The sequence below is a fragment of the Stenotrophomonas sp. 82F1 genome (assembly GCF_056861525.1).
On record NZ_JBSPUD010000018.1, the window covers coordinates 26,315 to 49,889 of the forward strand.

Here is a 23,575-nt window from a genome sequence, read left to right on the forward strand (position 1 = left end):
AGCCGAGCCCACGCTCGGCTGCTCTTCGCGACCGCGTCAGAATGCATCCACCCCTTCCGGTATTGAGCCGAGCGTGGGCTCGGCTCTACAAGAAGGGAGCGACCGCTCCATATACCCCGCCGGTATCACCTCATGCCCGCGCGCCACTCAGCGGCACGCGCCTGCGTCGGTAGCATCAAGCCATGCCCACCCTGCCTGCCGAACCGAACGCGCCCACCGTCGCCATCGTGGCCTGCCACGGCCAGGGCCTGTTCGAATTCGGCTGCGCGGTCGGCCTGTTCGCACCCATCCGCCCCGAACTGGGCGTGGCCTGGTACCGCACCCAGCTCTGCGCTGGCGAGCCCGGTGCACTGCGCATGCTCGGCAGCGCACAGGTACAGCTGCCCTACGATCTGAGTGCGGTCGACGACGCCGACATCATCGTCATTCCCGGCTGGCGCGAACCCAGCGAGCGCCCACCGCAGGCCCTGCTCGATGCCCTCACCCGCGCCCATGCGCGCGGCGCCCGCATCACCTCCATCTGCTCCGGCGCGTTCGTGCTCGCGTGGGCTGGTCTGCTCGATGGCCGCCAGGCCACCACCCACTGGCGGCTCACCGAAACACTGGCCCGCGAGTTCCCGCGCATCCACGTACGCGACGACGTGCTGTATGTGGACGCCGGCAGCATCATCACCTCGGCCGGGTCGGCCACCGGCATGGACATGATGCTGCACATGGTGCGCAAGGATTACGGTGCACGCGTGGCCAACCTCGTAGCGGAGCGGCTGGTGCTGGCGCCGTGGCGCGATGCCGAACGCAGCCAGCGCGTCAGCCGCGCGATCCCGCTGGGCGAGCCCACGCGGCTGGCGAAACTGATGGAATGGATGCGGCGCAATCTGCGCGAGCCGCATTCGCTGGGCAGCCTCGCCGAACAGGCCGCGCTGAGCCAGCGCACCCTGCAGCGCCAGTTCCTCGAAGCCACCGGCCTGTCGCCCATCGACTGGCTCATCCGCGAACGCGTGGCCTACGCCCGCGAGCTGCTGGAAACCACCGATCGGCCACTGCAATGGGTGGCCGAACAGGCGGGCTTCGGTTCGCAGGAATCGTTCCGTCGGCACTTCCGTGGCATGGTCGACGCCAGCCCCATCGAATACCGCAACCAGCACCGCAGTGGCATCAGCGCCGACCGGCTCGTGGGTTGTTGATAGGGCCGGAAGCGCTTGACGCTTACAGCCTCGCGTGAGCGCTGCAGGCGCTGTAGCCTCGGGTTCGAGCAATCCGACTCGAGCAGAAGTCCTCGGCGGGCCGTGCCCCGCAGCCGTTCATGGTCCAAAGGATCAGCCGTGCTACGGTGTACATACCATGTAACACATGAAGACAACGCCGTGAACGAAGCAACTTTCACATTCCGTGTGGACGAATCACTGAAGGAAGCCTTCGGCAATGCCGCAAAGGCGCGGGACCGCACCAGTGCGCAACTACTTCGTGATTTCATGCGCGCCTTTGTGCAGCAACAGGAGGACAGCGAGCAGGAAGCGCGCATCCGCGAGCAGGTTCAGGTCGGATTGGAGGCCGCAGATGCCGGGCACCTGATACCCGCAGCCGAGGTTGAGGCCAGATTTGCCGCACGCCGAGCGGCGACCAAGCGCAGGCTCGAAAAATCGAGGTGAAAGAACTGCTCTGGACAACGCAGGCAATCGAGGATCGCGAGTCAATCTATGCATTCATCGAAGCGGATAATCCGGCTGCCGCCTTGGCGCTGGACACGCTGTTCGGCCAAAAGTCCGCCCGGCTCGGTGAGCATCCAAACATCGGCAGGAATGGCCGGGTAGCAAACACCCGTGAATGGGTGCTTCATTCCAATTACATTCTTGTGTACGACATCGTCGATACGCAGGTGCGGGTGCTTCGCCTGCTGCACACCGCACGTGCTCATGCGGAGCGCAACTGATTCCCCCCGCATTGACGGAAAAGTTGGACCTGCTTGCCACAGCGGGTGAACCTTCTTGTGGACAGGCCAACGGAAACCGCCAATCTGAAGGTCTGCACAGGAACGAACTCAACGGCTTGACGCTACCCGCTGCCGTGCATGAATCCGCCAGCACTGCGCCACGAAGCCGATCGCAAACACCGCTGCACATCCCAGCAGCGTCTGCAGGATCACCGGCGCCAATGGTGCCGCGGCAATCGGATGCGCCACCGGCAGTCGCGTCAGCGTTTCATTCACGCCCGGCACCAGCGACAGCAGGAAGCTGAAAGACAGCGCGAACGTCGACAGATAAGGCGCCAACCGGCCAAGGAACCGCAGCCGCGCCGCCAGCACGCCACCGAATGCAATCAGCAGGATCACCACACCAAACGCATGGCCTGGATTGAGGCCCCCGGTGCTGGAGACGGTGAATGACGTCACCACCGACAGCACCAATCCCAGCAGATAGAGCTTGCCCGCGCGGGTAGCCGGATCAATGGCGCGATGGCGGATGAATCCGTAAACGCCGGCGACGATGGGAATCAGGCTGATCGCGGTGTGCACGACGCCCAGGGGAGACAGCGGATGACTCATGGCAACCTCTGCTGGAATTATTAACCTACTAGTAGGTAGGCATTACGGACAAAAAGAAGACCCGCTTCGCGCAGGCCTTCCGGGAATCACTCAGACCGCCGCGCTCACCCGGGCAATCGACAACCGTGCCAGCGCCGCGAACGTCGCTGCATCACCAAAGCCGCGTGCAGCCAGCATCGCGCCATGCACCGACGCCATGAAGGCCTTCGCCTCGTCCGCGGGCGTACCCTGCAGACGCAGCTGGCCGCGGGCCACACCCTTTTCCAGCGTCACGGTCAGCCAGCTGGTCAGATCCTCGAAGTGCCCGCGCACTTCGTCGGCAACTTCCAGCGGAATCATCGGCATCTCGGCGGCCAGCATCGTGCAGATGCAGAACGACGCCGTGCCACCGGCAATGCAGGCCGACCAGTAGTCCACGTACGCATTGAGCTCCTGCAGCGGGTCGCCCAGCTGCCGGTCCAGCAGCGCCAGGCCCTCGCGTGCCTCCGCCCGGTACAGCTCCACCACCGTACGCACCAGGTCGGCCTTGCTGGGGAAATGGTGGTGGATGCTGGCCTTGCTGATGTTCACCCGCGCGGACACGTCGGCGTAGCTGAAACCGTTGTAGCCACCGGCTTCCAGCAGCGAACGGGCCTGGGCCAGGATCTCGTGGGCCTTGGGGGAGAGCGACTCTTTCATGGGTGCAAACCTACTAGTAGGTAGAATCAATGTCAACCGCCCTCCGCTGCGCTCGCCGGGCATGGCCCGGCGCTACCAGGGAAGCCCGTGTCAGGTAGCGCCGGGCCATGCCCGGCGAACGAGACGGTCAATGCGAAGACACATACACCGCATCGGCCGGCGCCGGCGGCAACGCAAAACTTCGCCGCATGCGCGCCACCTCGGCGGCCGGCGGCAACCCGAACAGGCGCTTGAACTCCCGGTTGAACTGCGACGGGCTGGCGTACCCCACCGCCAGCGATGCCGCCTCGGCCGTCATGCCTTGCCGCAGCATCAGCAGCCGCGCCTGGTGCAGCCGCGTGGACTTCACGTACTGCATCGGCGAGGTGCCGGTAATGCTGCGGAAGTGATCATGGAACGTGGCCACGCTCATCTCCGCCTGCGCCGCCAGCGCGTCAACATCCAGCGCCGTCGAATAGGCCGCATGGATATGCCGCAGCACTTTGCCGATGCGGCCGAAGCGCCCGCGCATGGCCAGCGCCTCGCGCATCGCCCCACCCTGTGCGCCGGTCAGCACCCGGAAATACAGCTCGCGCACCAGCGAGGGCCCCAGCACGTCTGCCTCCAACGGATCGGCCAGCGCTTCCAGCAAGCGCAGCACGGTGGCCTGCATCGCGCCCTGCATCGGGCTGGACATCATGCTCTGTGCGGGCACTTCAGTGCTGGCGGTGCGCTCGCCCAGTTCAATCAGCAGATCCGCCGCCAGTTGCAGGTCCAGATGCAGGTAGATCGCCAGCAGCGGCGCCTCCGCCGTGGCCTCGGTTTCCATGGTGAACGGCACCGGCACCGACACCGCCAGGTAGTGCTGCGCGTCGTACTGGTAGACCTGCCCGCCCAGATAGCCGCGCTTCACGCCCTGGCAGACGATCACGATGCCCGGGTCGTACAGCACCGGCGTGCGCGCCAGTGGCCGGTTCGAGCGCAGCAGGCGCACACCAGGCAGTGCCGTCAGCGTGTAGCCCTCGTCCACCGCCAGCGCCTGCAACAGGCCGACCATGCGCGCCTGTGCGGGATGCTGCAGCGGATCATCGGTCAATCGCATCGGGCGCCCCATAGGAATAGGCAAGAACGACCGAATCTTAGGCCTGGGCTACCCCGCACTCAACCACTAACGTGCAAGACCCCAGCCACGAGCCCTCGCCCATGACCGTATCCCGCCTCCTCCTCATCACCGGCGTCAGCAGCGGCTTCGGCCGCGCCCTCGCACAGCAGGCGCTGCTGGCCGGCCATCGCGTGGTCGGCACCGTGCGCAGCGAATCGGCCCGCCAGCAATTCGAGGCACTCGCCCCCGGCCGCGCCTTCGGCCGCCTGCTGGACGTCACCGATGCCGGCACCATCGATGCACTCATCACCGATATCGAAAGCAACATCGGCGCCATCGACGTGCTGGTCAACAACGCCGGCTACGGCCACGAAGGCATCCTCGAAGAATCCACGCTGGACGAACTGCGCCATCAGTTCGAAGTGAACGTCTTCGGCCCCGCCGCGCTGATCAAGGCCGTGCTGCCGCACATGCGCGCGCGCCGTCGCGGCCACATCCTCAACATCACCTCCATGGGCGGCTTCATCACCCTGCCCGGCATCGCCTGGTACTGCGGCAGCAAGTTCGCGCTGGAAGGCATCAGCGAAGTGCTGGGCAAGGAAGTCGCGCCGTTCGGCATCCACGTGACCGCTATCGCGCCGGGTTCGTTCCGCACCGATTGGGCCGGTCGTTCGATGGTGCGGGCCTCGCGCAGCATCGGCGACTACGACGCACTGTTCGACCCGATCCGCCGCGCACGCGAGGAAAAGAGCGGCCATCAGCTGGGCGCCCCGATCAAGGCCGCGCAGGCCATGCTGCAGGTGATCGACAACCCCAACCCACCCACGCACCTGCTGCTGGGCAGCGATGCAGTGCAGCTGGTACGGGCAAAGCTGACATCGATGACCGGCAGCATCGACGCTTGGGAACAGCTGAGCCGCTCGACCGACGGCGGGATGTAAGTGCAGGCGGTAGCGCCGGGCCATGCCCGGCGAGCGAAGCGGCGCCGAAAGAAACCGCCGGGCATGGCCCGGCCCTACCTACGCCCCGCTCGCTCAGTCGTCCTGCACCAGCTTGAACTCACGCAGCAACCCACCAATCTGGGTCTTGTCCAGCTTGTTCATCAGCAGGTTGCGCAGGAACGCCGGTCCCGGAATGTCCAGTTCCTTGCCATCGCGCAGGCGGCCGGTCGCCGCCAGCAGCGTGCGCACGTCGTAGGTGGAATTGAACACCTCCGGCACGCCGCGCTCGATGCCCAGCAGCGTGTACACCGCTTCCATCGGCGTACGCACCGAATACTCGGTGGTGAAGATGCAGTCGCGCTGCTTCGATTCGGCAAACTGGCCGATGAAGGCAAAGTTCACCGCGCCCTCCGGCACCACGTCCGGGCGGTCACCGGCCTGGCGCGGCATGAAGAACGCGGTGATGTACGGCATCATCACCGGCACCGTCTTCGCCCCGGTCGCCGCCAGCTCGTCGATCTCGTCCACCGGCACACCCAGGTGGTACAGCCACTCGCGGGTGATCTCCTCGCCCGTGCAGTCCTGCATCGGCTTGTTCACGTAATCGCCCGGTGTATCCACAAACAGCGAATACACCCACACCACGATCTGGTCCTTCGGCTGGTTCTTGAAGTGCGGCTGGCGGTTCACCGTCCAGCTCATCAGCCAGCGTGAATCGCGCACGCTCACGATGCCGCCGGTCACCACCCTGCCACTGAACGGATCGCGCTTGGCAATCTTCTCGATGTACGCCGGAATGCGCGCGTCCAGCGTGGTCACCGTCGCCGATTCCCACTTGGTTTCCGCTATATGCGCGCCGAACACATCCGGGTGCCCGAACGCCGCATCCTTGGCTGCGATGCGCCGCCACAGGTCCCATGCCGGTGCCGGGCCTTCATTCAAGCGCGCGGCGGTGTGGTGGTCGCCGTTGTCGGAATTCTCGGTAAGCGAGCCGATCGTCATGAACAGCAGATCGTCCGCGCCCAGATCGACGCCACCGGCCTGGCCATCCTGCGTCCAGTGGATGCGCGTGGCCTGCTTGCGCCCTTCCTGCAGCGCGAAGTCCACATCGGTCACTTCAGTGCCGTACTGGAACTGCACGCCGCGCTCCTGCAGCCACTTCACCAACGGCAGCACCAGCGATTCGTACTGGTTGTACTTGGTGAACTTCAGCGCAGAGAAGTCCGGCAGCCCGCCGATATGGTGGATGAAGCGATGCAGGTACAGCTTCATCTCCAGCGCCGAGTGCCATTCCTCGAACGCGAACATTGTGCGCCAGTACAGCCAGAAATTGCTGTCGAGGAAATCGCGGCCCAGCACTTCGTTGATGCGCTTGTTTTCCATCTCCTGCCGGGTGGCCAGGAACAGCGCGATGATGTCCTTCTGCGCCTGCTCGCTCAGGGTGAACAGGCCATCGGTATGCGCGTCCTCGCCCCGGTTGACGGTGGCACGCTGCAGCGAATAGTTCGGGTCGTCCTTGTTCAGCCAGTAGAACTCATCCAGCACACTGGCATCGTCGATCTCCAGCGACGGAATCGAGCGGAACAGATCCCACAGGCACTCGAAATGGTCTTCCATCTCGCGGCCGCCGCGGATCACGAAACCCTTCTCCGGCACCTTCAGGCCATCGAGCGCGCCACCAGCAATCTGCTGCTGTTCCAGGATGGTGATGCGCTCGCCGGGCATGCGCCCATCGCGCACCAGGAACGCCGCACCGGCCAACGAAGCCAGGCCCGAGCCGACGAACCAGGCCGTCTTGTTGTCCACGCCCGCCGGCTTGCGCGGGCGTGCGAAGGCCTCGTAGTTGCCACTGCTGTAGTACATGCGCGTCTCCTTCCTGGATGGGGTGTGCCCACTCTAGCGCTGAACCGATGTACCGCATCCTGCAGAGAGACTGCGACGCAGTGACGCAGGTGCTTGCTGCCCCTGCGTTGCAAGCGGCTCAACCGCGGTCAGCCGTCGCTTCGGTAGTGAACCAGCGTTGGAACCCCTCGATGGCATCCGGCATCAGCGCACTGGCGCGCTCGCAGACCACCGCTTCGGCCTGGCGGATAGCAGTCACTGCGTCCGGCTGCGCGCACAACGCCATCGCCACATCCGAGGCATCCAGCATCGCCAGGTTCACGCCCACGCCCACCGGCGGCATCAGATGGGCTGCATCGCCGATCAGCGTCACGCCGTTGCGCGGTGTCCAACGGAAATCCGCCGGCAGGCTGTAGATCGGCCGCCGCACGAAGTCGGTGCACGCCTCCAGCAGCCGCCGCAGGTTCGGTGCCCAGCCGGTGTAGCTTCCTGTGACCAGCGCACGCATGCCTTGCTGCGCGATCTGCGCATCAAGCCAATCAGAAGGCCGCTTCAGCGCCGCATACACGCAGAACCGATCACCGCTGTTGCGCTGCACGAACAGCGCCTCCTCGCCGCCAAAGCAGAACAGGCTGCCCTGCCCCACCATGGCCCCGATATCCGCCTCAGGCTGCGTGATCCAACCTTCAAAGAAGGTAATGCCGGTCGGCAACGGCTGGCAGGCACTCAGCGCTGCCCGCACTTTCGACCACGCACCATCGGCACCGATCACGATGTCCGCCTCGGCCTGCACGCCGTTGGCAAAGCGCAGGCTGTGGTGGCCTGCCTGTGCAAGCACTAGCTCGGTCAGGCAATGGCCCCACTGCACCGTGTCGGTCGGCAGCGCACCCAGCAGCAGCTGGCGCAGGTCGCCGCGGTCGATCTCCGGCTTGTCCATGCTTCCCTCCGGCCCGAATCCACCGGCGACAATCTCTCCGGTCCACGGATCGCCTGTCCGCTGTTCCTGTCCCTCGTGGCGCGCCACGGCCCGGAATGCGTCCAGCAGACCGGCGCGCTGCAGCGCCACCTGGCCGGAATCCTCGTGCAGATCCAGCGTGCCGCCCTGGGTGCGCTGCTGCCCCGACGACTCGCCCTCGTACACGCACACGCGGTGGCCGCCGCGATGCAGGATGAGGGCGGCGGTCAGGCCGGCGGGGCCTCCGCCGATGATGGCGATACGCGGATGCTGCAGCATGAGGCGGCCCATGGAATGGTTGATATATCAACCGTAGAACGTTCCGGTTGACACGTCAACCGGACACGTGCAACGTGAGCGCATGACCCCACCCACCATCACCCCCGACGAGTGGGCCGCCTGGCGCGGCTTCCGACGCATGGCCGAAATCACCTCCGGCCGCATCGTCCACGACATCACCCGCAGCACCGGGCTCTCCAGTGCGGACTTCGTCGTGCTGATGGAACTGAGCAAGGCAAAGGATCGCTGCCGCCGCCAGCGCGAACTGCTGGACTACCTGGAATGGGACAAGACCCGGCTCTCGCACCAGCTCACCCGCATGGCCGGCCGCGGCCTGATCGAGCGCGACACCGACAGCGACAACGTCGTGGTGATCCGCATGACCGCAGAAGGCCGCACGCAGCTGAGCGCAGCACGGCCGGTCCATGTCATCAGCGTGCGCCGGAATTTCCTCGACCACCTCTCAGCCGACGATCTGGCCGCGCTGCAACAGATCACCGACAAACTGCATGCGGCGCTGCAGGACGCAGAGAACTGAGACGCCGTCAGTTCACAGACGACGGCCCAACACCTGTCCCGGCCAGCCATCCACGTTGAAGGTCGACAGCCGCTCGTAACCGCACGATTCGTAGAAGCGCACCAGCTCGCCACTGCCACCGCCATAGCAATCCACGCGCAGGTAATCCAATCCCGCCGCGCGAGCCTGCTCGTCGGCGAACGCCATCAAGCGACGACCGATACCACGCACCCGCGCATCGCGCGAAGCAATCAGCGCGCGTACGTACAACTCGGGTTCGGTCGCCGCAGGCACATACGGCATGGCCTCACCCAACGCCAGGAACGCGCGCACCTCACCCTGCGCGGTTTCCGCCACCCACGCACCGGGCAGTGCGCAGGCATCGGTCACCTGGGTGATACGGCGCGGAATGGACGACCACGGCTCGGTGCCCCACTGCTGCGGATTGCCGATGGCCACGAACCACGCAATCACCTCATCGAACAAGCCCAGCACCGCAGCCGCATCGGCCACACTGGCGCGACGGATGTTCAAGATGTCCTTTCCAACTTCAGTCACGCACGCACTCCCTGACGTCCCGCAAATCCAGTAGTGCCAGGCCATGCCTGGCAAGCACCCAGTGTATCGACCCCGCGCCTCACCATCGCACTTGACATGCAGGCATTTACCTGCCTATTGTGATCCCACGGACGGCACCCCGCCGCCCACCGTGGAGCCGCAGTCATGGTGGATATCGCACATAGAGTCGGCGTCAACGCCCCATCGGCCCAGGTCTACCAGGCCCTGGTCAGCCCCGAAGGCATCGCCGCCTGGTGGGCCGAAGACACCACCGGCGACCGCCACCCCGGCGGCACCGTCACCTCCCGCTTCACCGCCAACGGCGTGCAGATCGGCGCCATGCAGATGAAGCTGCTGCAACTGCAGCCCAACGAGCTGGTGCTGTGGGAATTCATCGACGGCCCACCGGAATGGATCGGCACCACCGCGCGTTTCGCCCTGCACCAGGACGGCGACTACTGCATCGTGCTGTTCACTCACGAAGGCTGGAAAGAACGCGTGGAATTCATGCACCACTGCAGCACCAAGTGGACCATCTTCCTGATGAGCCTGAAATCCCTGTTGGAAACCGGCCACGGCCAGCCCAGCCCGCACGACATCAAGATCGACAACTGGAACTGAAGGCCCCCATGGATGCAGACAAGGTGTTCAAGGCACTGGCCGACCCCACGCGCCGCACGCTGCTGGACCTGCTGTGCGAGCGCAACGGGCAGACGCTCGGGCAGCTCTGCGAGCACCTGCAGATGGCCCGGCAATCGGTCACCCAGCACCTTGGCCTGCTGGAAGACGCCAACCTGATCAGCACCGTCAGGCGCGGCCGCGAGAAGCTGCACTTCATCAACCCAGTGCCGCTGCACGACGTCTATACGCGCTGGGTAAGCAAGTTCGAGCAGCAGCGCCTGAGCCTGCTGCATGACCTCAAACAGGAACTGGAAGGAGAATGACGATGAGCGTTGAATCCACCCGTTTCATCCACGTGATCTATATCGCCTCCACGCCGCAGAAGGTGTTCGAGGCCATCACCCGACCGGAGATTGCCCGCACCTACTGGGGCCATGAAAACGTATCGGACTGGAAGCCCGGGTCGCGCTGGCAACACGTGCGCGCCAACGACGAACGCAAGGTCGAGCTGGTGGGCGAAGTGGTGGAAAACACCCCACCCTCGCGGCTGGTGATCACCTGGGCAGCCGCCTCGCAGGCAGACAACCCGAAGGCCTACAGCCGGGTGACGTTCGAGATCGTGCCCTATGAGGACATGGTCAAGCTGACGGTGACCCATGACGAGCTGGAACCGGGTAGCGGCATGGATACCGGCATCCGTCAGGGCTGGCCGATCGTGCTGTCGAGCCTGAAGTCGCTGCTGGAAACCGGCAAAGGCCTGGACGTCTTCGCCAAACCCCAGTAATGCCAGCCCATGGCTGGCAATCCCCCGGCCCAAGCCAACCCGTGAAGGCACCTTGATTCCGCTGAACGACGCATGCAACGCGTGTTGGCCGCTCACCCGTCAAGCACGCGTTACACCACGTCAACACGGCATCATTGCGACGCAGTCTAAATACCCTTCCACAGGTTCCTCTTGCAGCCCTCTTCCCCTTCGGCCGGTGAACCGGCCCCGTCGTCGCCGGCCTTCATTGAAGTTGTTGTTGTGCGGGCCGGTACCCACCTGTTTGCCATCGATGTCGAAGCCGCGATTGAAATCCGCGGCCCGGAAACCTTTGATCGCCCCGGCAGTGGTACGTGCCCGCACCTCACCGTGCGCGGCCACGCCCTGCCGGTGGTCGACCTGCGCCAAGCCATTGGTTTGAGCGGGTTCGCCCATGGCTGCCCGACCATGCTGCTGGTGCAGGCCGGCGCGGAGACCTTCGCTCTGGCCGTGGACGAAGTGCGGGACATCGAAAGCGTGCCACGGTCTAAGATGCAGCCCACCAACGGCACACCGTTCGCGTTCTGCAGCCATCGCATCGCGTTGGGCGCCCTCGGCGAGATTCCCCTGATCGATCCCGCACGGCTTCGGTAACGCTGGTAACCCCACACGCTAGCGCCGGGCCATGCCCGGCGAGCACAGCGGCCACAATCGCCGTCGTGGCGCGGGGCTACCATGCTTGCTGTGATCATACTCCGGAGGCAGTCTGCACGATGAGATTCTTCACAAGTGCACTAGTATTTTCAGCCGCAATGTTCTCCTCCGGCGTTTCGGCCTCCGAGCCGAAGGCGATTCCAGAGGCACAGCAGAAGTTCTGGAGCCTGACAGAGAGAATTGCCATTGCGTTACCAGGCGATGGGCGTGATCTGCAGAAGCTCATTCCCCCTTCCATTGCACGCACAGATATCTCCAGCTCAAATGCAGCACAAGCACGGCGCGCGGAGATTGGCCCGTCACTGTTTGCCGATAACGTCGCTGTTGTGATGGGCAAGAACAATCATGCCGATGCGGTTTCATTCGATCTTTCAGGCAGTTGCATACCGTTCTCTTCGATCCGCAAACGGTATCCCAGCATTCTGGTGATAAATCACGCCGCGAGTGATCTTGAATGGAATACGCTCGGAACCCAAGTGGGAGATTCAGTCATCGCATTCTGGTTCAAGGGCACGGAGTTCGGTTGCGTGCGCAGGGTTGAGATCACCCCGGCTGCTGGGACATTGTCACGACTTAACGTGAACTAGAAGAGGGCCTCAGGATCGCTTGCGATCCTGAGGCGTCTCCGCTCCGATGGCGAGAAAACCCCTGCTTGGCCGAGGCACTGGCCGCCGGCTGAACGCTGCCCTCGCACTCACTCACGCCAAACCCGCTTCCGACCGCCCTCCGACGGCACCCATCACAGCATCGCCTGCAGACAATCCAGGCAATCCTCGATGAGCGCTTTAGACGCAGGTTCCCTGCACAGCAAAGTGGCGGCGGTCACCCTCGGCTTCTGGGTGATGAAGATCGCCGCCACCACCCTCGGCGAGACCGCCGGCGACCTGCTGTCGATGACGCTCAATCTGGGTTATGTGGCCAGCTCGGCCATCCTGTTGACCCTCTTCGCTGGCCTGCTGGCCGTGCAGCTGTCGGCGCGGCGCTTCCACCCGCTGCTGTTCTGGTCGGTCGTGTTGGCTACCAGCACCGCCGGCACCACCATGTCCGACCTGATCGACCGCACGCTGGGGCTGGGCTACGCCACTGGTGCCAGCCTGCTGGCCGGCTGTCTGGCGCTCGTACTGCTGGCGTGGCGGCTATCGGAAAAGTCGATCTCGGTCAGCCACATCGAGTCACGCCGCGCCGAAGGCTTCTACTGGACCGCCGTGCTGTTTTCCAACACGCTCGGCACCGCGTTGGGCGATTTCCTCGCTGATGATTCCGGGCTGGGCTTCACCGGCGGCGCGCTGCTGATCGGCAGCCTCATCGCGCTTACCGCGCTGGCCACCCGCATCAAAGGCGTCAACCGGGTGGTGCTGTTCTGGATCGCATTCGTGCTGACGCGTCCGTTCGGAGCGACCTTCGGCGACCTGCTCACCAAGCCGATGGAAAAGGGCGGCCTGGGCTTCGGTACGGTCGGTTCGTCGCTGGTGCTGTTCACCATCCTGGTAACGCTGGTGGCGGTGCCGATGCTGCAGCGACGCGCGCAACCGGCAAACTAACGGGCGGTCCAGCCCCCATCCACCGGTAGCGCCGTGCCGGTGATCTGGGCCGCGGCATCCGAGGCCAGGAACACCACCATCTCCCCCAGCTGCTCAGGCGTCACGAACTGCAATGAGGGCTGCTTCTCGGCCAGCAGCGCGCGAGCCGCGGACTCCTGATCCGTTCCCTCGCGCTCCGCCAATGCCGTGATCTGCTGCTCGACCAGCGCCGTTCGCACCCACCCCGGGCAGATGGCATTGGCGGTGATGCCCGTGCCCGCGTTCTCCAACGCCGTTACCTTGGTGAACCCAACCACGCCATGCTTGGCCGCCACATAGGCCGACTTGTTCACCGAGCCCACCAGCCCGTGCACCGACGCGATGTTGATGATGCGACCGGATCCCTGCTGCTTCATGTAGGGCAAGGCCGCCGCCGTTGAGTGGAACACCGCCGAGAGATTCAGCGCGAGGATCGCATCCCACTTCGCTACGGGAAACTCCTCGATCGACGCGGTGTGCTGGATGCCCGCGTTGTTCACCAGGATGTCGATGCGCCCCATCTTCGCGACGGCACGGTCGACCATCTCCCGCACTGCCTCGCCACGCGAAAGGTCGGCGCCATCATGCGCCACCCGTACGCCGAATTCGGCTTCCAGGCCGGAGCGGATGCGTTCGATCTCCTGCGCATCGCCAAATCCATTCAGCACGATGTCGGCGCCTTGCCGCGCCAGCGCAGTGGCAATGCCAAGACCGATACCGCTGGTGGAGCCGGTAACTACCGCGACTTTTCCATTGAACATGGGCGAGCTTCCATCGGGCGTAGGCAGTAAGTGTAGCCGGTGTGGCGGTCTTAGCCCTGCCACAAGCCTATGGAAATTCCGCGTGGAATCACCCCATATCGGAAACGGTGAGCCGATAGCGCAGGGCGCGATTGCCTCGCTTGAATTCCGAAACGAGGTGGAAAATCTGCTCAATCTGACCACAGTGATCTTCCTGTCCAGGCTCGCTCCGCCATTCCATCCTCCTTCGCAAGCCGGGATGCTTGGCCAGCATGGACTCTATGTCAGGTGGGCCTACAAGATCGAGATATTCAGCCTCGGTGATCTCTCGCGACCAATCAGCGAGCGCATGCGGATGCGACACGAGGGGAAGGTTGAAGCGATCTATCAAGGAATAGCCACTGGGGCGGATCCCAAGCTCGCCCAAGTTGACGTGAAACTCCCGACCTGTGGACCCTGGACGCCCCTCGTACACTATCGGTTCTGCGAAGGTTACAGTGACGCGGCTCCAATCACTCATGAATTGCTCCTCCACTCAGGCGATCAAGCAGCAGTAGACCCACACACATATAGCCAAGCACTTCGACACCCCTGCCAAATGATCTGGACACCGATGACAGGATTGGAATGCTGGTTGGCTGAGCCCAAGGTAGGACAGGCCAAACTGCGGATGAGAAAGACCCAGTTTCACCCGCCACTGGCAGCGCGAATCTGGATATCGTGTTGTACCCGCTGATCTTCCATCTGCTGCTCAAGTTGATTGGCCAGAGCCCGTTGATGGGCCTCTTGGCTCACCACGTCGAACTGCTGCATCGACTCTTCCACCGAGGTCTGTGCAGCCAGTTCCGTCGGCATCGCAGCCCGCAGGTGAGCCGGGTTGCCTGGTTCGCCCTGCGCCACGAACAGGGTATGCCCGGCCGGCTTGTCTGCAGTGGCGTTGCTCAACAGCACGTGGTCGACCCGCTCCAGATCGTTGTCCTTGGCCAGCACCAGCAGGCTGGCTGCCATCCGCTCGCTGGTCGCGTCGAATCTGCGTCCGTGCTTGGCATCCAAGGCTTGCACCCCCTCGCAGATCTGCTGGTAGAGCGCGTGGTCGGTGTGGCCCGGGCGGGTGGGATCGGGCTTCTCATCGCGAGCGACCTGCACCGGATCGGCATCGCTCGCCACTGCATAGGCCGGATGCGTGGTCGGAGCGGTCGTGGGCTCAGCCCATGCAGTCACCGGCGCAACCGGGACCTGCATGAGGGATTGCTCGTTTTCAGGCAACGTCTCTGCATGGTCGGCAGTGGGCCGTTCGATGGACGCGTGCTGCGTGGCGGGTGACGGCAATGATTCGGTGGTTGGCTGCACCTCATGGCATCTTTCAACTTGCTGCGAAGTACTTTCCTGCGGAGGCGTTGCCGAGGGCTGCGCTTCCGGCGGCATGGCATGGGCAAAGGGTTCATGCGCTGCCGGGCCAGTCTGCTGCGCTGACTCGGTGATGCGGGGCAATGCGTTCACCTGCCGCAGCACCGGATCGGGCGTAGGAATTCGGGTCGGTTCGGGCGTGGCCGCGTTGTGCATGGCAGTGCCGTGCGTGACCGCTGGCATACCCGTTGCAGCGAGCGACGGCGGGTGCCGCACTTCTGCTGCATACGTGTCGCGCCGATGCTCAGCCTCGAACTGGCCGGATGACGATGCGGTGTCCGGCTCCGCAGGTTGCTTGGTTACAGCAGCTTCGGGTTTGGGCTCCGGTGGTGGCCGCATTACCAGCGGCGGTGCAGCCGCAACCGGTTCAGCAGGGGCCAGCGGCCGATGCAGCGCATCTTCGCGCTGAGCCGCCTCCACCGCTTCAAGCGCATCGGAAGGTGCCGTTGCACTGCCGCTTACGTGCTGCGCTGCCGCCAGCGCCGCCTGTCCCGCATCCACGGTGGCTGCGCCCTGGCGATTGGCCTCCTGCAGCGCTTGCTGGTAAGCCTCCTGCTCGCGCGGTGACAACGCAGCGATGCGCAGCTCCGGGGTTTCCGGCACAGGTGCCTGCTGCTCGCCTGCACGTGCACGTACTTCCCCCCATGCCGCCTGCAGCTCCTCGGTGGTGGTCACCGCCACCGGTCGGGCCACGCCGTCCTGCCCCACCTGGTAGTGCGTGATCGGCCGGGATTCGCCGGCATGGCCGTCAACGGCAGGACCCAGCTCCTGCATCGTAGCGCCGGTAATGCCGTGCTGCTCACGCGTGCGCGCCGTGGCCAACGCGATCGCCTCCTGCCACACTGGCGTTGGCGCAACGCCCGCCGAGGCATAGGCATGGCGCTGCTCGTATTGGTTCAGTTCGGCGTTGGTCGGCGGAGGCCGGGCTTCCAGTGCAGCCACCGTGCGCTCGAACCGTTCCAGCGAGGGTTGCTGGATCGTGCGTGTCAGCTCCAGTTCCAACGCAAGGTTCCCTTGGGCCACCTTGCCATCATGGTTCCACTGCCCGGTGGTGTCGCGCTGGTACATCGTATTGTCCGAACCCAGGATGGCATCGGGCCGGGCGCGCGCAGTCTCCACAGCATCGGGTACCAACGGCACGAAATCGCTGGCACGGGTGGCGGCGCGGGTTTCCAGATAGCTGGCCGCGATCGCGGCCTTGCCATGGGCAATGTTGTCTTCGATACGCTGCACCGCCTGCTGGTTCAGTTCTGCAGCGCGCTCCGGCGTGGCGATCTGGGATTCGTACACGCCACGGTCGTTGGCGCCTACCACGGCCGTCTTCACCTGACGGGTCCACTGCTCGGTCTGCGGATCACGCTGCCAGTTCTGATTGTCCAGACCTTTCACATCCTGCGGCCCTGCCGGGATGCTGAAGGGATTCTGCGGCTCATGTGCTTTGCCCAGTGCCAGCTCTACGGCACGCACACTGGCTTTGGCACCCAACTCACGCGCCTTCTCATAGCTGGCGCCGACACTATGCTCGGCGGCGTCGGGCAAACCATCGGCCGCACGCGCCATCTTCGCTTCGCGCTGCCAGTTGCGGCCGTTGAACTCCCACTGCACATGCGCACTGTCTTCCTGGCGGTAGACGGCGCGGTTGTCGAGCAGATCAGCGCCTTTGTCGAAGGCCTTGCTCATGAACAGCGCATCGGCAGCGACCACCGCCGCCGGCACGAAGCTCGACGTACCAATGACCGAGGCCGTTGCCACGCCGCCCATCCAACCGCCACCACTGCGTGCGAGTGCATGGTTGAACTCAGACTGCGCGGCTGTGCCATTGCCTTGCTGCAGCAGCTCGGACACGCGACACGTCGTCATAACGGCATCGGCGCCAGAGGCCAACAGACCACCGGCACGGATCAGCGGGCTGGCCGAGGCTTCGCCGAGAAGCAGGTCCATCGAGGCGAAGCCCTGCTGTGCACGCGGTACACGAATGCGATAGGCCGCTTCCTCACCCAGGGTGCGCTCTACTACCAGGATGCCGCCGGGAGACATGCTCACACGGCCATCGTAGTGGGCATTGGCAATGGCCAGCGACAACCCGCTGCGCTGCAGTTCTATGTTGCCACCGCGAATGATCGGCCGGGTATCGACCTGGAACTGATGCAGCGAAGTGACGATCCGCGGCTCGGTATGCACGATGGCGCCCCAGCCGTGGTCCACGCCGTTGAAGCCCTTCAAGGACTCGATCTGCTGAGCGTGGGTCTGGTAGTAAGCGGGGATGTTGTCGAAGAAGTAACGGACCCTTTGAGTGGTCTCCGCAGGGGTTTGACCAAGGGGAGTGTTGGTGTTCAAGTCGCCGTTGATCAGGCCGACTTTGACCGTGTCGCGAAGCTGCTCCACGCGCCTGATGATCCGATCTATCGCTGACGGATCCCCTTCCAAAGCGGCCTGCCCGTCGCGAGTTTGCTGCAACTCATCTAAGCTGTTTAGCATTCCCTGCTGATAGGCGCGAAGCGGACCGCCACTATGGGGGGTGACCCCTAAAGCATGAGCAAACCGAGGGTCGGCGGGTAGGAAGAGGCGGTTCTCTGCGGCGTGGATATCGAATGTTCCCGCCTTCTGCAGCTTGGCAAGCAGTGGACTGTTATTGAGCGTCTGCTGCTCGATGGCATGGTGATCCTGGAGGTGCGTACGGTAGTTGGGCATGGTCAGGTTCCTTCCCTGTCGCCGATGTCACCGGCTCAGCAGTTCACAACGTCTTCAAACCAGAGTCCGTTCGACTTTCTGGGCGTGACGATTCCGGCAGCCTCCACCGCATCCTTAAATATGCGATCACAGAAGACCCCTCCATGGAAGGGCAATCTAAAAACATGCGCTGAACCCAGGACCTTGCGATTAAAGGCCAACCGCACGTCACCTGTGAGGCGGTAGTACTTGCCAGCCTCAAAGTCGTCACTGATCACGATGTTGAGTTGGGAGGCATCCTCATCCAGGGCATCCAACGTCCGCACCACATCGCAAAGAAAATAAGTAGGCCCCTTGGAACCATCGGCCAAGCGATAGTCGGTATCGGCGAAGGCGAACGCGTCGGGGTCAACCGCTTCCATCACTTGACGCAGGCGGTCGGAGACCAGCCAATACCCACTCATCCCGCCTTCCAGATCCTCGGGGAGTACACCTTCACGAGGGTGATAGACCAAGCGCGGGGTTTCGCGCAGCGGTGGGAAACCACCGGCCTTGGGCAACAAAATGAGCCTGGGCGGGATAAGTAGCGCGTCCTCGTTCTCAAAGACCACTCCATGCCCCTTGCCGCCTCGGCAAACATCCGGCTGCAACTGGAAGAACTCGCCCTTACGCGGTTGATTGATGGATGTTGATTCCATGCTATGCGTCCTGCCTTGCCGTTGCGTTATCAAAAGTGTCCTAGGTAGCCTAACCCTTCACCCACTGACGACCAAGATTGCATCTACCTACGGTAGGTGGGCATGGCCAGGTTCCTTCCCTGTCGCCGATGTCACCGGCTCAGCAGTTCACAACGTCTTCGAACCAGAGGCCGTTGGACTTCCTGGGCGTGACGATTCCGGCGGCCTCCACGGCATCTTTGAATGTGCGATCGCAGAAGACCCCTCCATGGAACGCCAATCTGAACACGTGGGCCGAATCCAGAACCTCACGCTTGAAGGCCAGCCGGACATCACCCGTGAGCCCGTAATACTTACCGGCTTCAAACTCATCACTAATCTCGATGTCGAGTGTAGATGCCTCCTCATCCAAGGCATCCAACGTACGCACCACATCGCAGAGGTAGTAGGTCGGCCCCTTTGAACCGTCGACCAAGCGATAGTCGACATCGGCGAAGGCGAATGCATCAGGGTCGACCGCTTCCATCACTTGACGCAGGCGCTCGGAGACCAGCCAATAGCCACTCATCCCGCCTTCCAGATCCTCGGGGAGTACACCTTCGCGAGGGTGATAGACCAAGCGCGGGGTTTCGCGCAACACTGGGAAGCCACCTGTCTTAGGCAACAAAATGAGTCTGGGAGGGGTAAGTAGGGCGTCCTCGTTCTCAAAGACCACCCCGTGGCCCTTTCCGCCTCGTCGGACATCTGGCTGCAGCTGGAAGAACTCGCCCTTACGAGGTGGATTGGTGATTGTCGATTCCATTCTTTGCGTCCTGCCCTTTGGCTGCGTCTTCGGAAGTGTCTTGGGTAGCCTACCCCTCCACCCACTGGCGGGCCAAGTTGCATCTCGGTAGGCAAGGTGAAGCAATGCGTGGGGCCCATGGGCTTTGGCCAGGAACCAAAGCAACCGTGGGCCAGACACTGGAAATGCCAGCGTGACGGAGATCCTATTCAACGCGCGCCGATCACGACATCAGCCCCTGACTAGATCAGCGCGATACGAGCGCCGTCTCACCTCCAATCCCGGCTCGCTCTGTTGTTCCGTCTGGCGGACGTGTCCAATTCAGTTGGCGTCATTGCCCAGAATGTTTGGCAATAGGTGTCCATTGGTTGGCGATTCGTAACGAAGGAAATGACGCCCGCCCCGGCGTTGAGGCAGGCGGTTTGGACCTCCCCTTCACTGGAGACGTCGCGATTGTCGTCATGCATATCGTGATCACACCGACGTATCCTGCCCCCGGCATGGCGGTGGTCACTTCCGGCTTTGCGAGATTGGATACCTCCAGCTCGTGCAGCCGTTAGCACCGCCCCAAGACACTCACAAACGCAAGGATGATTGACACCTGCCCGGTAGAGACCCCGCTTTCTACGACCTGCGCCGTCTGTACTCCGACGAGGACCTTGAAAGGCTCATCTGGCAGTACAAAAGGCTTTGTACTGCGAAAGAGGAAAACGCCAAAGCTTATGGTGAGAGCGGGATCCGGTCCATTGCGGACTATGAGAATTCAAGAGAAGCAGAAAGGGAGAAGAGAGATTTTGAGCAGGAACATCCGCAGCTCGTAGTGATCATCGACGGTAGAGATGGGCCTGTGAAAGATCCACGGTAAGACCCCGCCCTACTTCAACCGCTCCACCAACCGCTGCCCCACCTCCAGCGCCGAAGCCGGGTTCTGCCCGGTAATCAGCTCACGATCCACCACCACATGCCCGGTCCACGGCGTGGCGTTGCCACTGAACCGCGCACCCGCCCGCACCAACGCGGTTTGCGGGTAGAACTTCATCTCACCGCCGCCCAGCAGCGGCTTGGCCTGCTCTTCTTCCTGGTTGCTGATCACCGTCATCTGGTAGCCGCTGTAGATCCACTTCGGCGTGGCCGGCATCACACCCGCATCCAGCGTCGCCACGAAACCCGCAGCATCCGGCAACGTGGACAGCAGCGCGATCGGCCCGTGGCAGACCAGCGCGGTGGTCTTGTTGCGCTGGTGGAAGTCGGCCAGCAACCGGCCCAGCGCCGGGCTCTTCAGCAGGTCCTGCATCGGCGCGTGGCCACCGGGAATGTAGACCGCATCGAAGCGCGCGTAACCCCGCTGCTCGACGCGCGCCAGGCTGACCACCGGCGAGGCGGTCGGCGAGGTCAACGCCAGCTTCTCCAGCAGCTCCTTGTGCAGCGTCAGCTGCGCGGCATCGTTGCCGAAGTACGCCGGCGTCACCGAGGACGCATCCACCGTCGGCGCCCGCCCCTGCGGCGTGGCGAAGGTCACCTCGTGGCCCGCGTCCAGCAGCAGCTTGACCGGCTGCATCAACTCGTTGAGATAGAAGCCGGTGGACAGCACCTTGCCGTCCTTCAGGTCCAGGTGGTTTTCGTCGGACAGCACCACCAGCACGTTGGCGGCCTGCGCGCCGCTGGCGGCCAGGGTCAGGGCCAGCGCTGCGGCCAGCCGGGTCATCAGGTTCATGGGGAGCTCCTATCGGGGAATGGCCGCCACTTTATTCATCGCCCCAGCGGCGATAAATTGGCCCCATCGCAAAACATCTGTTCCCGGGAGAGCCAAATGAGCCGCAAGTTCGACTACCTGGGCGATGTGGAGGTGTTCCTGGCGGTGGTCGAGCACGGCTCGTTCACGGCCGGCGCGGTGGCGCTGTCCACCACGCCCTCGGTGCTGAGCCGCGCGGTCACCCGCCTGGAAGCGCGGCTGGGCCGGCAGCTGCTGCAGCGGACCACCCGCCGCGTGGGCCTGACCGACGCCGGGCGGCTCTATCGGGAACAGGTCCGCACCGCCTTCGGCCTGCTGGACGACGCCGAGCGCGCCGTCCAGGGCCAGGACGGCGCGCTGGCCGGCCGCGTGCGTCTGAGCGTGCCCACCACCTATGGCCACTATCGGCTGCCGCCCGTGCTGGCGCGCTTTGCGCAGCAGTACCCGCAGGTGCAGGTGGAACTGAACATCACCAACCGCAACGTAGACCTGGTGGCCGAAGGCTTCGACTTGGCCATCCGCCTGGGCCAGCTGCCGGACAGCGGGCTGGTGGCGCGTAAGCTGGAAGACGCCCCACTGCTGCTGGTGGCCGCGCCGGACTACCTGCAGCGCCGCGGCACGCCGCAGACGCTGGAGGATCTGCAGCAGCACCTGTGCCTGCCCTTCGTGATGCCGCGCACCGGGCGGTTGGCGCCTTGGATCTTCCGCGACGGTGGGCGCGACGTGGACTGGCTGCCGAGTTCGTCCATCGAGACCTCCGACGATGTGCTGGGCGTGGTGTCGCTGGCCGAACAGGGCATCGGCATCTGCCAGAGCTATGAGTTCATCGTGCGCGAGCGGTTGCGGCGTGGGCAGCTGGTGGAGGTGCTGCCGCAGCTGCGCGGGAGATCGCGGCCGTTCTCGGTGATCTATGCGCCGCATCGGCGGCAGTCGGCGGCGGCGCGGGCGATGATTGAGTTGCTGGTGGGGAATGCGGCTAAGGATGGCGTTGGTTGAAGCTGTGAGCTTGTTAACGGTGTCGGGTTTGAACCGATTTTTGTGGTGTGCGGCTAATCGCGTGCCGTTGTCTGCCGAGGCTGACTAAGAACTGTTGTAAAGAAGGCCGTCGCGCTATGCGCTTGCGGCATGGGCGATTACGCCACTTTGATTCGTACTCCGCAGGGCATCTGCGCGAATGCGTCTCGTGGCGTCGCGTGCTGCACGACTGGCGCGTGCAACAATAGTTCTTCGCTCTCGAATCCCGCGATTTCCTCGCGAATTTCAATTTGCATTCGAAGCGACCGCGTAGACACCATGGCGCGCCACCGACAACGGGTGGCACCGGGTCTGCAAACCCGTGACGTTCGATGTGCCTGTTGTTTACGCTTGCCCGTCGGCGCCGTCCTTAACCGGCGCCGGCGGGCAATCCGTCGGCCTTTATGGCGGGCGGTGCGTGGGGGTCTTCGGGCCCACCGGTCATGGCACTACTTCGTCCCGGTTTGCAGCCACGCATCGTCCGCCACCCGCTTACGCGGTGGCGCTGTTAAGCACAGCCAAGGAAACCGACGCCATGAACGAATCCGACACCTTCTCTTCGTACACCGCCGTTGAGCCCATCAACGACGACACCCCGCTGCCCGACCTGAACTCCCTGCTCGGCATCCTCAAGCGCATACGCGGCTGCGAGGGCTCAGATGGACTACCCTGGCCGGAGAACGATGTGTCACCTGGGCGACGCATGAGCCTGGCGAGGACCGAGCGCGCGTTGGTGGGGCTGCTGACAGTGCTGGAGGTGCTGCATTCGGCAGATCGCTGTCGGGTGGCAGCGGAGCCAGAGCGGCATCTGGATGAGGGGGTGGTTGATGGGCTGTTCCTGGCTTGCCGAGGGTTAGCTGAGTGGGCTTGTCGGGAGGTGAGGCCGGAGTGATCGCGGCCATCCCCAGCCGCCCAGAAATGCACCGCAACCTCTGACTGACTAGTAATCAATCACCTCGGGAAAATACGTTGTTTAACATATTTCCAAACCAAGCCCGAGCGAATGAAGTGACATAGGTGCGTTCGAAGTGAGACCCCCAAAAACACCGATACCGACGATATGCAATCTGACTGTTCTCACGGGATCAGGCCTCCTATACTCTGGATGGCGGACTAGCACGCTCCAAGGAAGGCGTTGTTATGCGACTGAAGACCATATCGATCCGGAATTTTCGGGTGCTTCACCGATTGACGATAAATCTGGCTGACGAAGACACAACGACCATTCTCGTTGGGCCTAACAACAGCGGCAAGACGTCCGTCATGGATGCGCTTCGGCTCTTCACGAAACCTCGGACACCAGAAGGTGTGGCAACACCCAAGATGTCGGGCATCTCCTTACACGACCTCTCGCAGATTCGTCAAAGAGACTTCAAACGGATCGAATCTGCACTGCTGGCCACGGTCGAGTCAGAGCGAAAGTACGCGATTGCCCGACGTCTCGCACCTCGGATGCGAATGGATCTTACCTTCTCATACGACGTGGCCTTCTGAACCAACACCGCCTGATTGCAGAATTATCTTA

At 63.6% G+C, this 23,575-nt stretch carries 26 protein-coding genes; 14 read left to right on the top strand and 12 right to left on the bottom strand.

What is annotated here, in order from left to right:
• Window positions 1-182: 182 nt before the first annotated feature.
• The 3 genes from ftrA to AC13GI_RS16050 all read left to right on the top strand — a co-directional run bounded on the left by ftrA (window position 183) and on the right by AC13GI_RS16050 (window position 1,930).
• Window positions 183-1,184 (top strand): transcriptional regulator FtrA, encoded by a 1,002-nt coding sequence (gene ftrA, locus AC13GI_RS16040; RefSeq protein ID WP_100552342.1) that lies wholly within the window; start codon window positions 183-185, stop codon window positions 1,182-1,184.
• Between the two features lie 180 nt (window positions 1,185-1,364).
• The gene (locus tag AC13GI_RS16045) at window positions 1,365-1,649 is read left to right on the top strand and encodes a CopG family ribbon-helix-helix protein (RefSeq protein WP_380657856.1); all 285 of its coding nucleotides are present in this window, start codon (window positions 1,365-1,367) and stop codon (window positions 1,647-1,649) included.
• Entirely contained in the window at window positions 1,646-1,930 is a 285-nt protein-coding gene (locus AC13GI_RS16050) for a type II toxin-antitoxin system RelE/ParE family toxin (RefSeq protein ID WP_482996805.1), read from the top strand. The genes AC13GI_RS16045 and AC13GI_RS16050 overlap by 4 nt, the downstream gene beginning before the upstream one ends.
• A 108-nt stretch (window positions 1,931-2,038) precedes the next feature.
• Here AC13GI_RS16050 and AC13GI_RS16055 read toward each other — a convergent pair whose 3' ends face one another.
• From AC13GI_RS16055 to AC13GI_RS16065, 3 genes are all read right to left on the bottom strand, one after another.
• Entirely contained in the window at window positions 2,039-2,542 is a 504-nt protein-coding gene (locus AC13GI_RS16055) for a hypothetical protein (protein ID WP_482996806.1), read from the bottom strand.
• Window positions 2,543-2,632: 90 nt separating this feature from the next.
• The gene (locus AC13GI_RS16060; protein ID WP_482996807.1) at window positions 2,633-3,220 is read right to left on the bottom strand and encodes a TetR/AcrR family transcriptional regulator; all 588 of its coding nucleotides are present in this window, start codon (window positions 3,218-3,220) and stop codon (window positions 2,633-2,635) included.
• Between the two features lie 127 nt (window positions 3,221-3,347).
• Window positions 3,348-4,301, bottom strand: a complete 954-nt coding sequence (locus AC13GI_RS16065; RefSeq protein WP_482996808.1) for an AraC family transcriptional regulator — start codon at window positions 4,299-4,301, stop codon at window positions 3,348-3,350.
• A gap of 101 nt (window positions 4,302-4,402) precedes the next feature.
• Between AC13GI_RS16065 and AC13GI_RS16070 the strand changes: the two genes are divergently transcribed.
• Window positions 4,403-5,242, top strand: a complete 840-nt coding sequence (locus AC13GI_RS16070; protein ID WP_482996809.1) for an oxidoreductase — start codon at window positions 4,403-4,405, stop codon at window positions 5,240-5,242.
• Between the two features lie 93 nt (window positions 5,243-5,335).
• On the opposite strand, the gene AC13GI_RS16075 is transcribed toward AC13GI_RS16070, so the two are convergent.
• Window positions 5,336-7,105, bottom strand: coding sequence for an oleate hydratase (locus AC13GI_RS16075; protein WP_482996810.1), 1,770 nt, complete (start codon window positions 7,103-7,105; stop codon window positions 5,336-5,338).
• Between the two features lie 118 nt (window positions 7,106-7,223).
• On the bottom strand, window positions 7,224-8,330 hold the full coding sequence (locus AC13GI_RS16080) for an FAD-dependent oxidoreductase (RefSeq protein WP_482996811.1): 1,107 nt from the start codon (window positions 8,328-8,330) through the stop codon (window positions 7,224-7,226).
• 70 nt (window positions 8,331-8,400) lie between these two features.
• On the opposite strand from AC13GI_RS16080, the gene AC13GI_RS16085 reads away from it, so the two are divergent.
• Window positions 8,401-8,856 carry a MarR family winged helix-turn-helix transcriptional regulator gene (locus AC13GI_RS16085; RefSeq protein WP_482996812.1) on the top strand — a complete coding sequence of 152 codons (456 nt, stop codon included), beginning with the start codon at window positions 8,401-8,403 and terminating at the stop codon, window positions 8,854-8,856.
• A gap of 12 nt (window positions 8,857-8,868) precedes the next feature.
• Here the strand turns inward: AC13GI_RS16085 and AC13GI_RS16090 are convergent, their stop codons facing one another.
• Window positions 8,869-9,393, bottom strand: a complete 525-nt coding sequence (locus AC13GI_RS16090; protein ID WP_482996813.1) for a GNAT family N-acetyltransferase — start codon at window positions 9,391-9,393, stop codon at window positions 8,869-8,871.
• 165 nt (window positions 9,394-9,558) lie between these two features.
• Between AC13GI_RS16090 and AC13GI_RS16095 the strand changes: the two genes are divergently transcribed.
• From AC13GI_RS16095 to AC13GI_RS16120, 6 genes are all read left to right on the top strand, one after another.
• A complete protein-coding gene (locus AC13GI_RS16095; RefSeq protein WP_482996814.1) occupies window positions 9,559-10,014 on the top strand; it encodes an SRPBCC family protein in 456 nt (151 codons plus the stop codon).
• 8 nt (window positions 10,015-10,022) lie between these two features.
• Window positions 10,023-10,337: an ArsR/SmtB family transcription factor gene (locus tag AC13GI_RS16100; RefSeq protein WP_100436164.1), complete on the top strand. Its 315-nt coding sequence runs from the start codon at window positions 10,023-10,025 to the stop codon at window positions 10,335-10,337.
• A 2-nt stretch (window positions 10,338-10,339) separates the two neighbouring features.
• A complete protein-coding gene (locus tag AC13GI_RS16105) occupies window positions 10,340-10,798 on the top strand; it encodes an SRPBCC family protein (protein WP_482996815.1) in 459 nt (152 codons plus the stop codon).
• A gap of 171 nt (window positions 10,799-10,969) precedes the next feature.
• A complete protein-coding gene (locus tag AC13GI_RS16110; RefSeq protein ID WP_482996816.1) occupies window positions 10,970-11,410 on the top strand; it encodes a chemotaxis protein CheW in 441 nt (146 codons plus the stop codon).
• A 119-nt stretch (window positions 11,411-11,529) separates the two neighbouring features.
• On the top strand, window positions 11,530-12,057 hold the full coding sequence (locus tag AC13GI_RS16115) for a hypothetical protein (RefSeq protein WP_482996817.1): 528 nt from the start codon (window positions 11,530-11,532) through the stop codon (window positions 12,055-12,057).
• A 189-nt stretch (window positions 12,058-12,246) separates the two neighbouring features.
• The gene (locus tag AC13GI_RS16120; protein ID WP_482996818.1) at window positions 12,247-13,011 is read left to right on the top strand and encodes a COG4705 family protein; all 765 of its coding nucleotides are present in this window, start codon (window positions 12,247-12,249) and stop codon (window positions 13,009-13,011) included.
• Here AC13GI_RS16120 and AC13GI_RS16125 read toward each other — a convergent pair.
• The 6 genes from AC13GI_RS16125 to AC13GI_RS16150 all read right to left on the bottom strand — a co-directional run bounded on the left by AC13GI_RS16125 (window position 13,008) and on the right by AC13GI_RS16150 (window position 21,018).
• The gene (locus AC13GI_RS16125; RefSeq protein ID WP_482996819.1) at window positions 13,008-13,790 is read right to left on the bottom strand and encodes a 3-hydroxybutyrate dehydrogenase; all 783 of its coding nucleotides are present in this window, start codon (window positions 13,788-13,790) and stop codon (window positions 13,008-13,010) included. The genes AC13GI_RS16120 and AC13GI_RS16125 overlap by 4 nt on opposite strands.
• 88 nt (window positions 13,791-13,878) lie before the next feature.
• Window positions 13,879-14,289 (bottom strand): hypothetical protein, encoded by a 411-nt coding sequence (locus AC13GI_RS16130; RefSeq protein WP_482996820.1) that lies wholly within the window; start codon window positions 14,287-14,289, stop codon window positions 13,879-13,881.
• A gap of 167 nt (window positions 14,290-14,456) precedes the next feature.
• Window positions 14,457-17,867 carry an XVIPCD domain-containing protein gene (locus AC13GI_RS16135; RefSeq protein ID WP_482996821.1) on the bottom strand — a complete coding sequence of 1,137 codons (3,411 nt, stop codon included), beginning with the start codon at window positions 17,865-17,867 and terminating at the stop codon, window positions 14,457-14,459.
• A gap of 35 nt (window positions 17,868-17,902) precedes the next feature.
• Window positions 17,903-18,544, bottom strand: coding sequence for a DUF1629 domain-containing protein (locus tag AC13GI_RS16140; RefSeq protein WP_482996822.1), 642 nt, complete (start codon window positions 18,542-18,544; stop codon window positions 17,903-17,905).
• A 139-nt stretch (window positions 18,545-18,683) separates the two neighbouring features.
• Window positions 18,684-19,325: a DUF1629 domain-containing protein gene (locus AC13GI_RS16145; protein WP_482996823.1), complete on the bottom strand. Its 642-nt coding sequence runs from the start codon at window positions 19,323-19,325 to the stop codon at window positions 18,684-18,686.
• A gap of 853 nt (window positions 19,326-20,178) precedes the next feature.
• Window positions 20,179-21,018, bottom strand: coding sequence for a type 1 glutamine amidotransferase domain-containing protein (locus AC13GI_RS16150; RefSeq protein ID WP_482996824.1), 840 nt, complete (start codon window positions 21,016-21,018; stop codon window positions 20,179-20,181).
• A 96-nt stretch (window positions 21,019-21,114) separates the two neighbouring features.
• Here AC13GI_RS16150 and AC13GI_RS16155 point away from each other — a divergent pair, with 96 nt between their 5' ends.
• The 3 genes from AC13GI_RS16155 (at window position 21,115) to AC13GI_RS16165 (ending at window position 23,544) form a co-directional block, all read left to right on the top strand.
• Window positions 21,115-22,032: a LysR family transcriptional regulator gene (locus AC13GI_RS16155; RefSeq protein ID WP_482996825.1), complete on the top strand. Its 918-nt coding sequence runs from the start codon at window positions 21,115-21,117 to the stop codon at window positions 22,030-22,032.
• A gap of 553 nt (window positions 22,033-22,585) precedes the next feature.
• Window positions 22,586-22,942: a hypothetical protein gene (locus tag AC13GI_RS16160; protein ID WP_482996826.1), complete on the top strand. Its 357-nt coding sequence runs from the start codon at window positions 22,586-22,588 to the stop codon at window positions 22,940-22,942.
• Window positions 22,943-23,190: 248 nt separating this feature from the next.
• Window positions 23,191-23,544: an AAA family ATPase gene (locus AC13GI_RS16165; protein ID WP_312660139.1), complete on the top strand. Its 354-nt coding sequence runs from the start codon at window positions 23,191-23,193 to the stop codon at window positions 23,542-23,544.
• Window positions 23,545-23,575: the final 31 nt, after the last annotated feature.

Bases quoted from the DNA above. Each gene is read 5' to 3' on its own strand.
- ftrA (WP_100552342.1), top strand. From the start codon at position 183: ATGCCCACCCTGCCTGCCGAACCGAACGCGCCCACCGTCGCCATCGTG.
- AC13GI_RS16055 (WP_482996806.1), bottom strand. From the start codon at position 2,542: ATGAGTCATCCGCTGTCTCCCCTGGGCGTCGTGCACACCGCGATCAGC.
- AC13GI_RS16060 (WP_482996807.1), bottom strand. From the start codon at position 3,220: ATGAAAGAGTCGCTCTCCCCCAAGGCCCACGAGATCCTGGCCCAGGCC.
- AC13GI_RS16065 (WP_482996808.1), bottom strand. From the start codon at position 4,301: ATGCGATTGACCGATGATCCGCTGCAGCATCCCGCACAGGCGCGCATG.
- AC13GI_RS16070 (WP_482996809.1), top strand. From the start codon at position 4,403: ATGACCGTATCCCGCCTCCTCCTCATCACCGGCGTCAGCAGCGGCTTC.
- AC13GI_RS16075 (WP_482996810.1), bottom strand. From the start codon at position 7,105: ATGTACTACAGCAGTGGCAACTACGAGGCCTTCGCACGCCCGCGCAAG.
- AC13GI_RS16080 (WP_482996811.1), bottom strand. From the start codon at position 8,330: ATGGGCCGCCTCATGCTGCAGCATCCGCGTATCGCCATCATCGGCGGA.
- AC13GI_RS16085 (WP_482996812.1), top strand. From the start codon at position 8,401: ATGACCCCACCCACCATCACCCCCGACGAGTGGGCCGCCTGGCGCGGC.
- AC13GI_RS16095 (WP_482996814.1), top strand. From the start codon at position 9,559: ATGGTGGATATCGCACATAGAGTCGGCGTCAACGCCCCATCGGCCCAG.
- AC13GI_RS16100 (WP_100436164.1), top strand. From the start codon at position 10,023: ATGGATGCAGACAAGGTGTTCAAGGCACTGGCCGACCCCACGCGCCGC.
- AC13GI_RS16105 (WP_482996815.1), top strand. From the start codon at position 10,340: ATGAGCGTTGAATCCACCCGTTTCATCCACGTGATCTATATCGCCTCC.
- AC13GI_RS16115 (WP_482996817.1), top strand. From the start codon at position 11,530: ATGAGATTCTTCACAAGTGCACTAGTATTTTCAGCCGCAATGTTCTCC.
- AC13GI_RS16120 (WP_482996818.1), top strand. From the start codon at position 12,247: ATGAGCGCTTTAGACGCAGGTTCCCTGCACAGCAAAGTGGCGGCGGTC.
- AC13GI_RS16125 (WP_482996819.1), bottom strand. From the start codon at position 13,790: ATGTTCAATGGAAAAGTCGCGGTAGTTACCGGCTCCACCAGCGGTATC.
- AC13GI_RS16130 (WP_482996820.1), bottom strand. From the start codon at position 14,289: ATGAGTGATTGGAGCCGCGTCACTGTAACCTTCGCAGAACCGATAGTG.
- AC13GI_RS16135 (WP_482996821.1), bottom strand. From the start codon at position 17,867: ATGCCCAACTACCGTACGCACCTCCAGGATCACCATGCCATCGAGCAG.
- AC13GI_RS16140 (WP_482996822.1), bottom strand. From the start codon at position 18,544: ATGGAATCAACATCCATCAATCAACCGCGTAAGGGCGAGTTCTTCCAG.
- AC13GI_RS16145 (WP_482996823.1), bottom strand. From the start codon at position 19,325: ATGGAATCGACAATCACCAATCCACCTCGTAAGGGCGAGTTCTTCCAG.
- AC13GI_RS16150 (WP_482996824.1), bottom strand. From the start codon at position 21,018: ATGAACCTGATGACCCGGCTGGCCGCAGCGCTGGCCCTGACCCTGGCC.
- AC13GI_RS16155 (WP_482996825.1), top strand. From the start codon at position 21,115: ATGAGCCGCAAGTTCGACTACCTGGGCGATGTGGAGGTGTTCCTGGCG.
- AC13GI_RS16160 (WP_482996826.1), top strand. From the start codon at position 22,586: ATGAACGAATCCGACACCTTCTCTTCGTACACCGCCGTTGAGCCCATC.
- AC13GI_RS16165 (WP_312660139.1), top strand. From the start codon at position 23,191: ATGCGACTGAAGACCATATCGATCCGGAATTTTCGGGTGCTTCACCGA.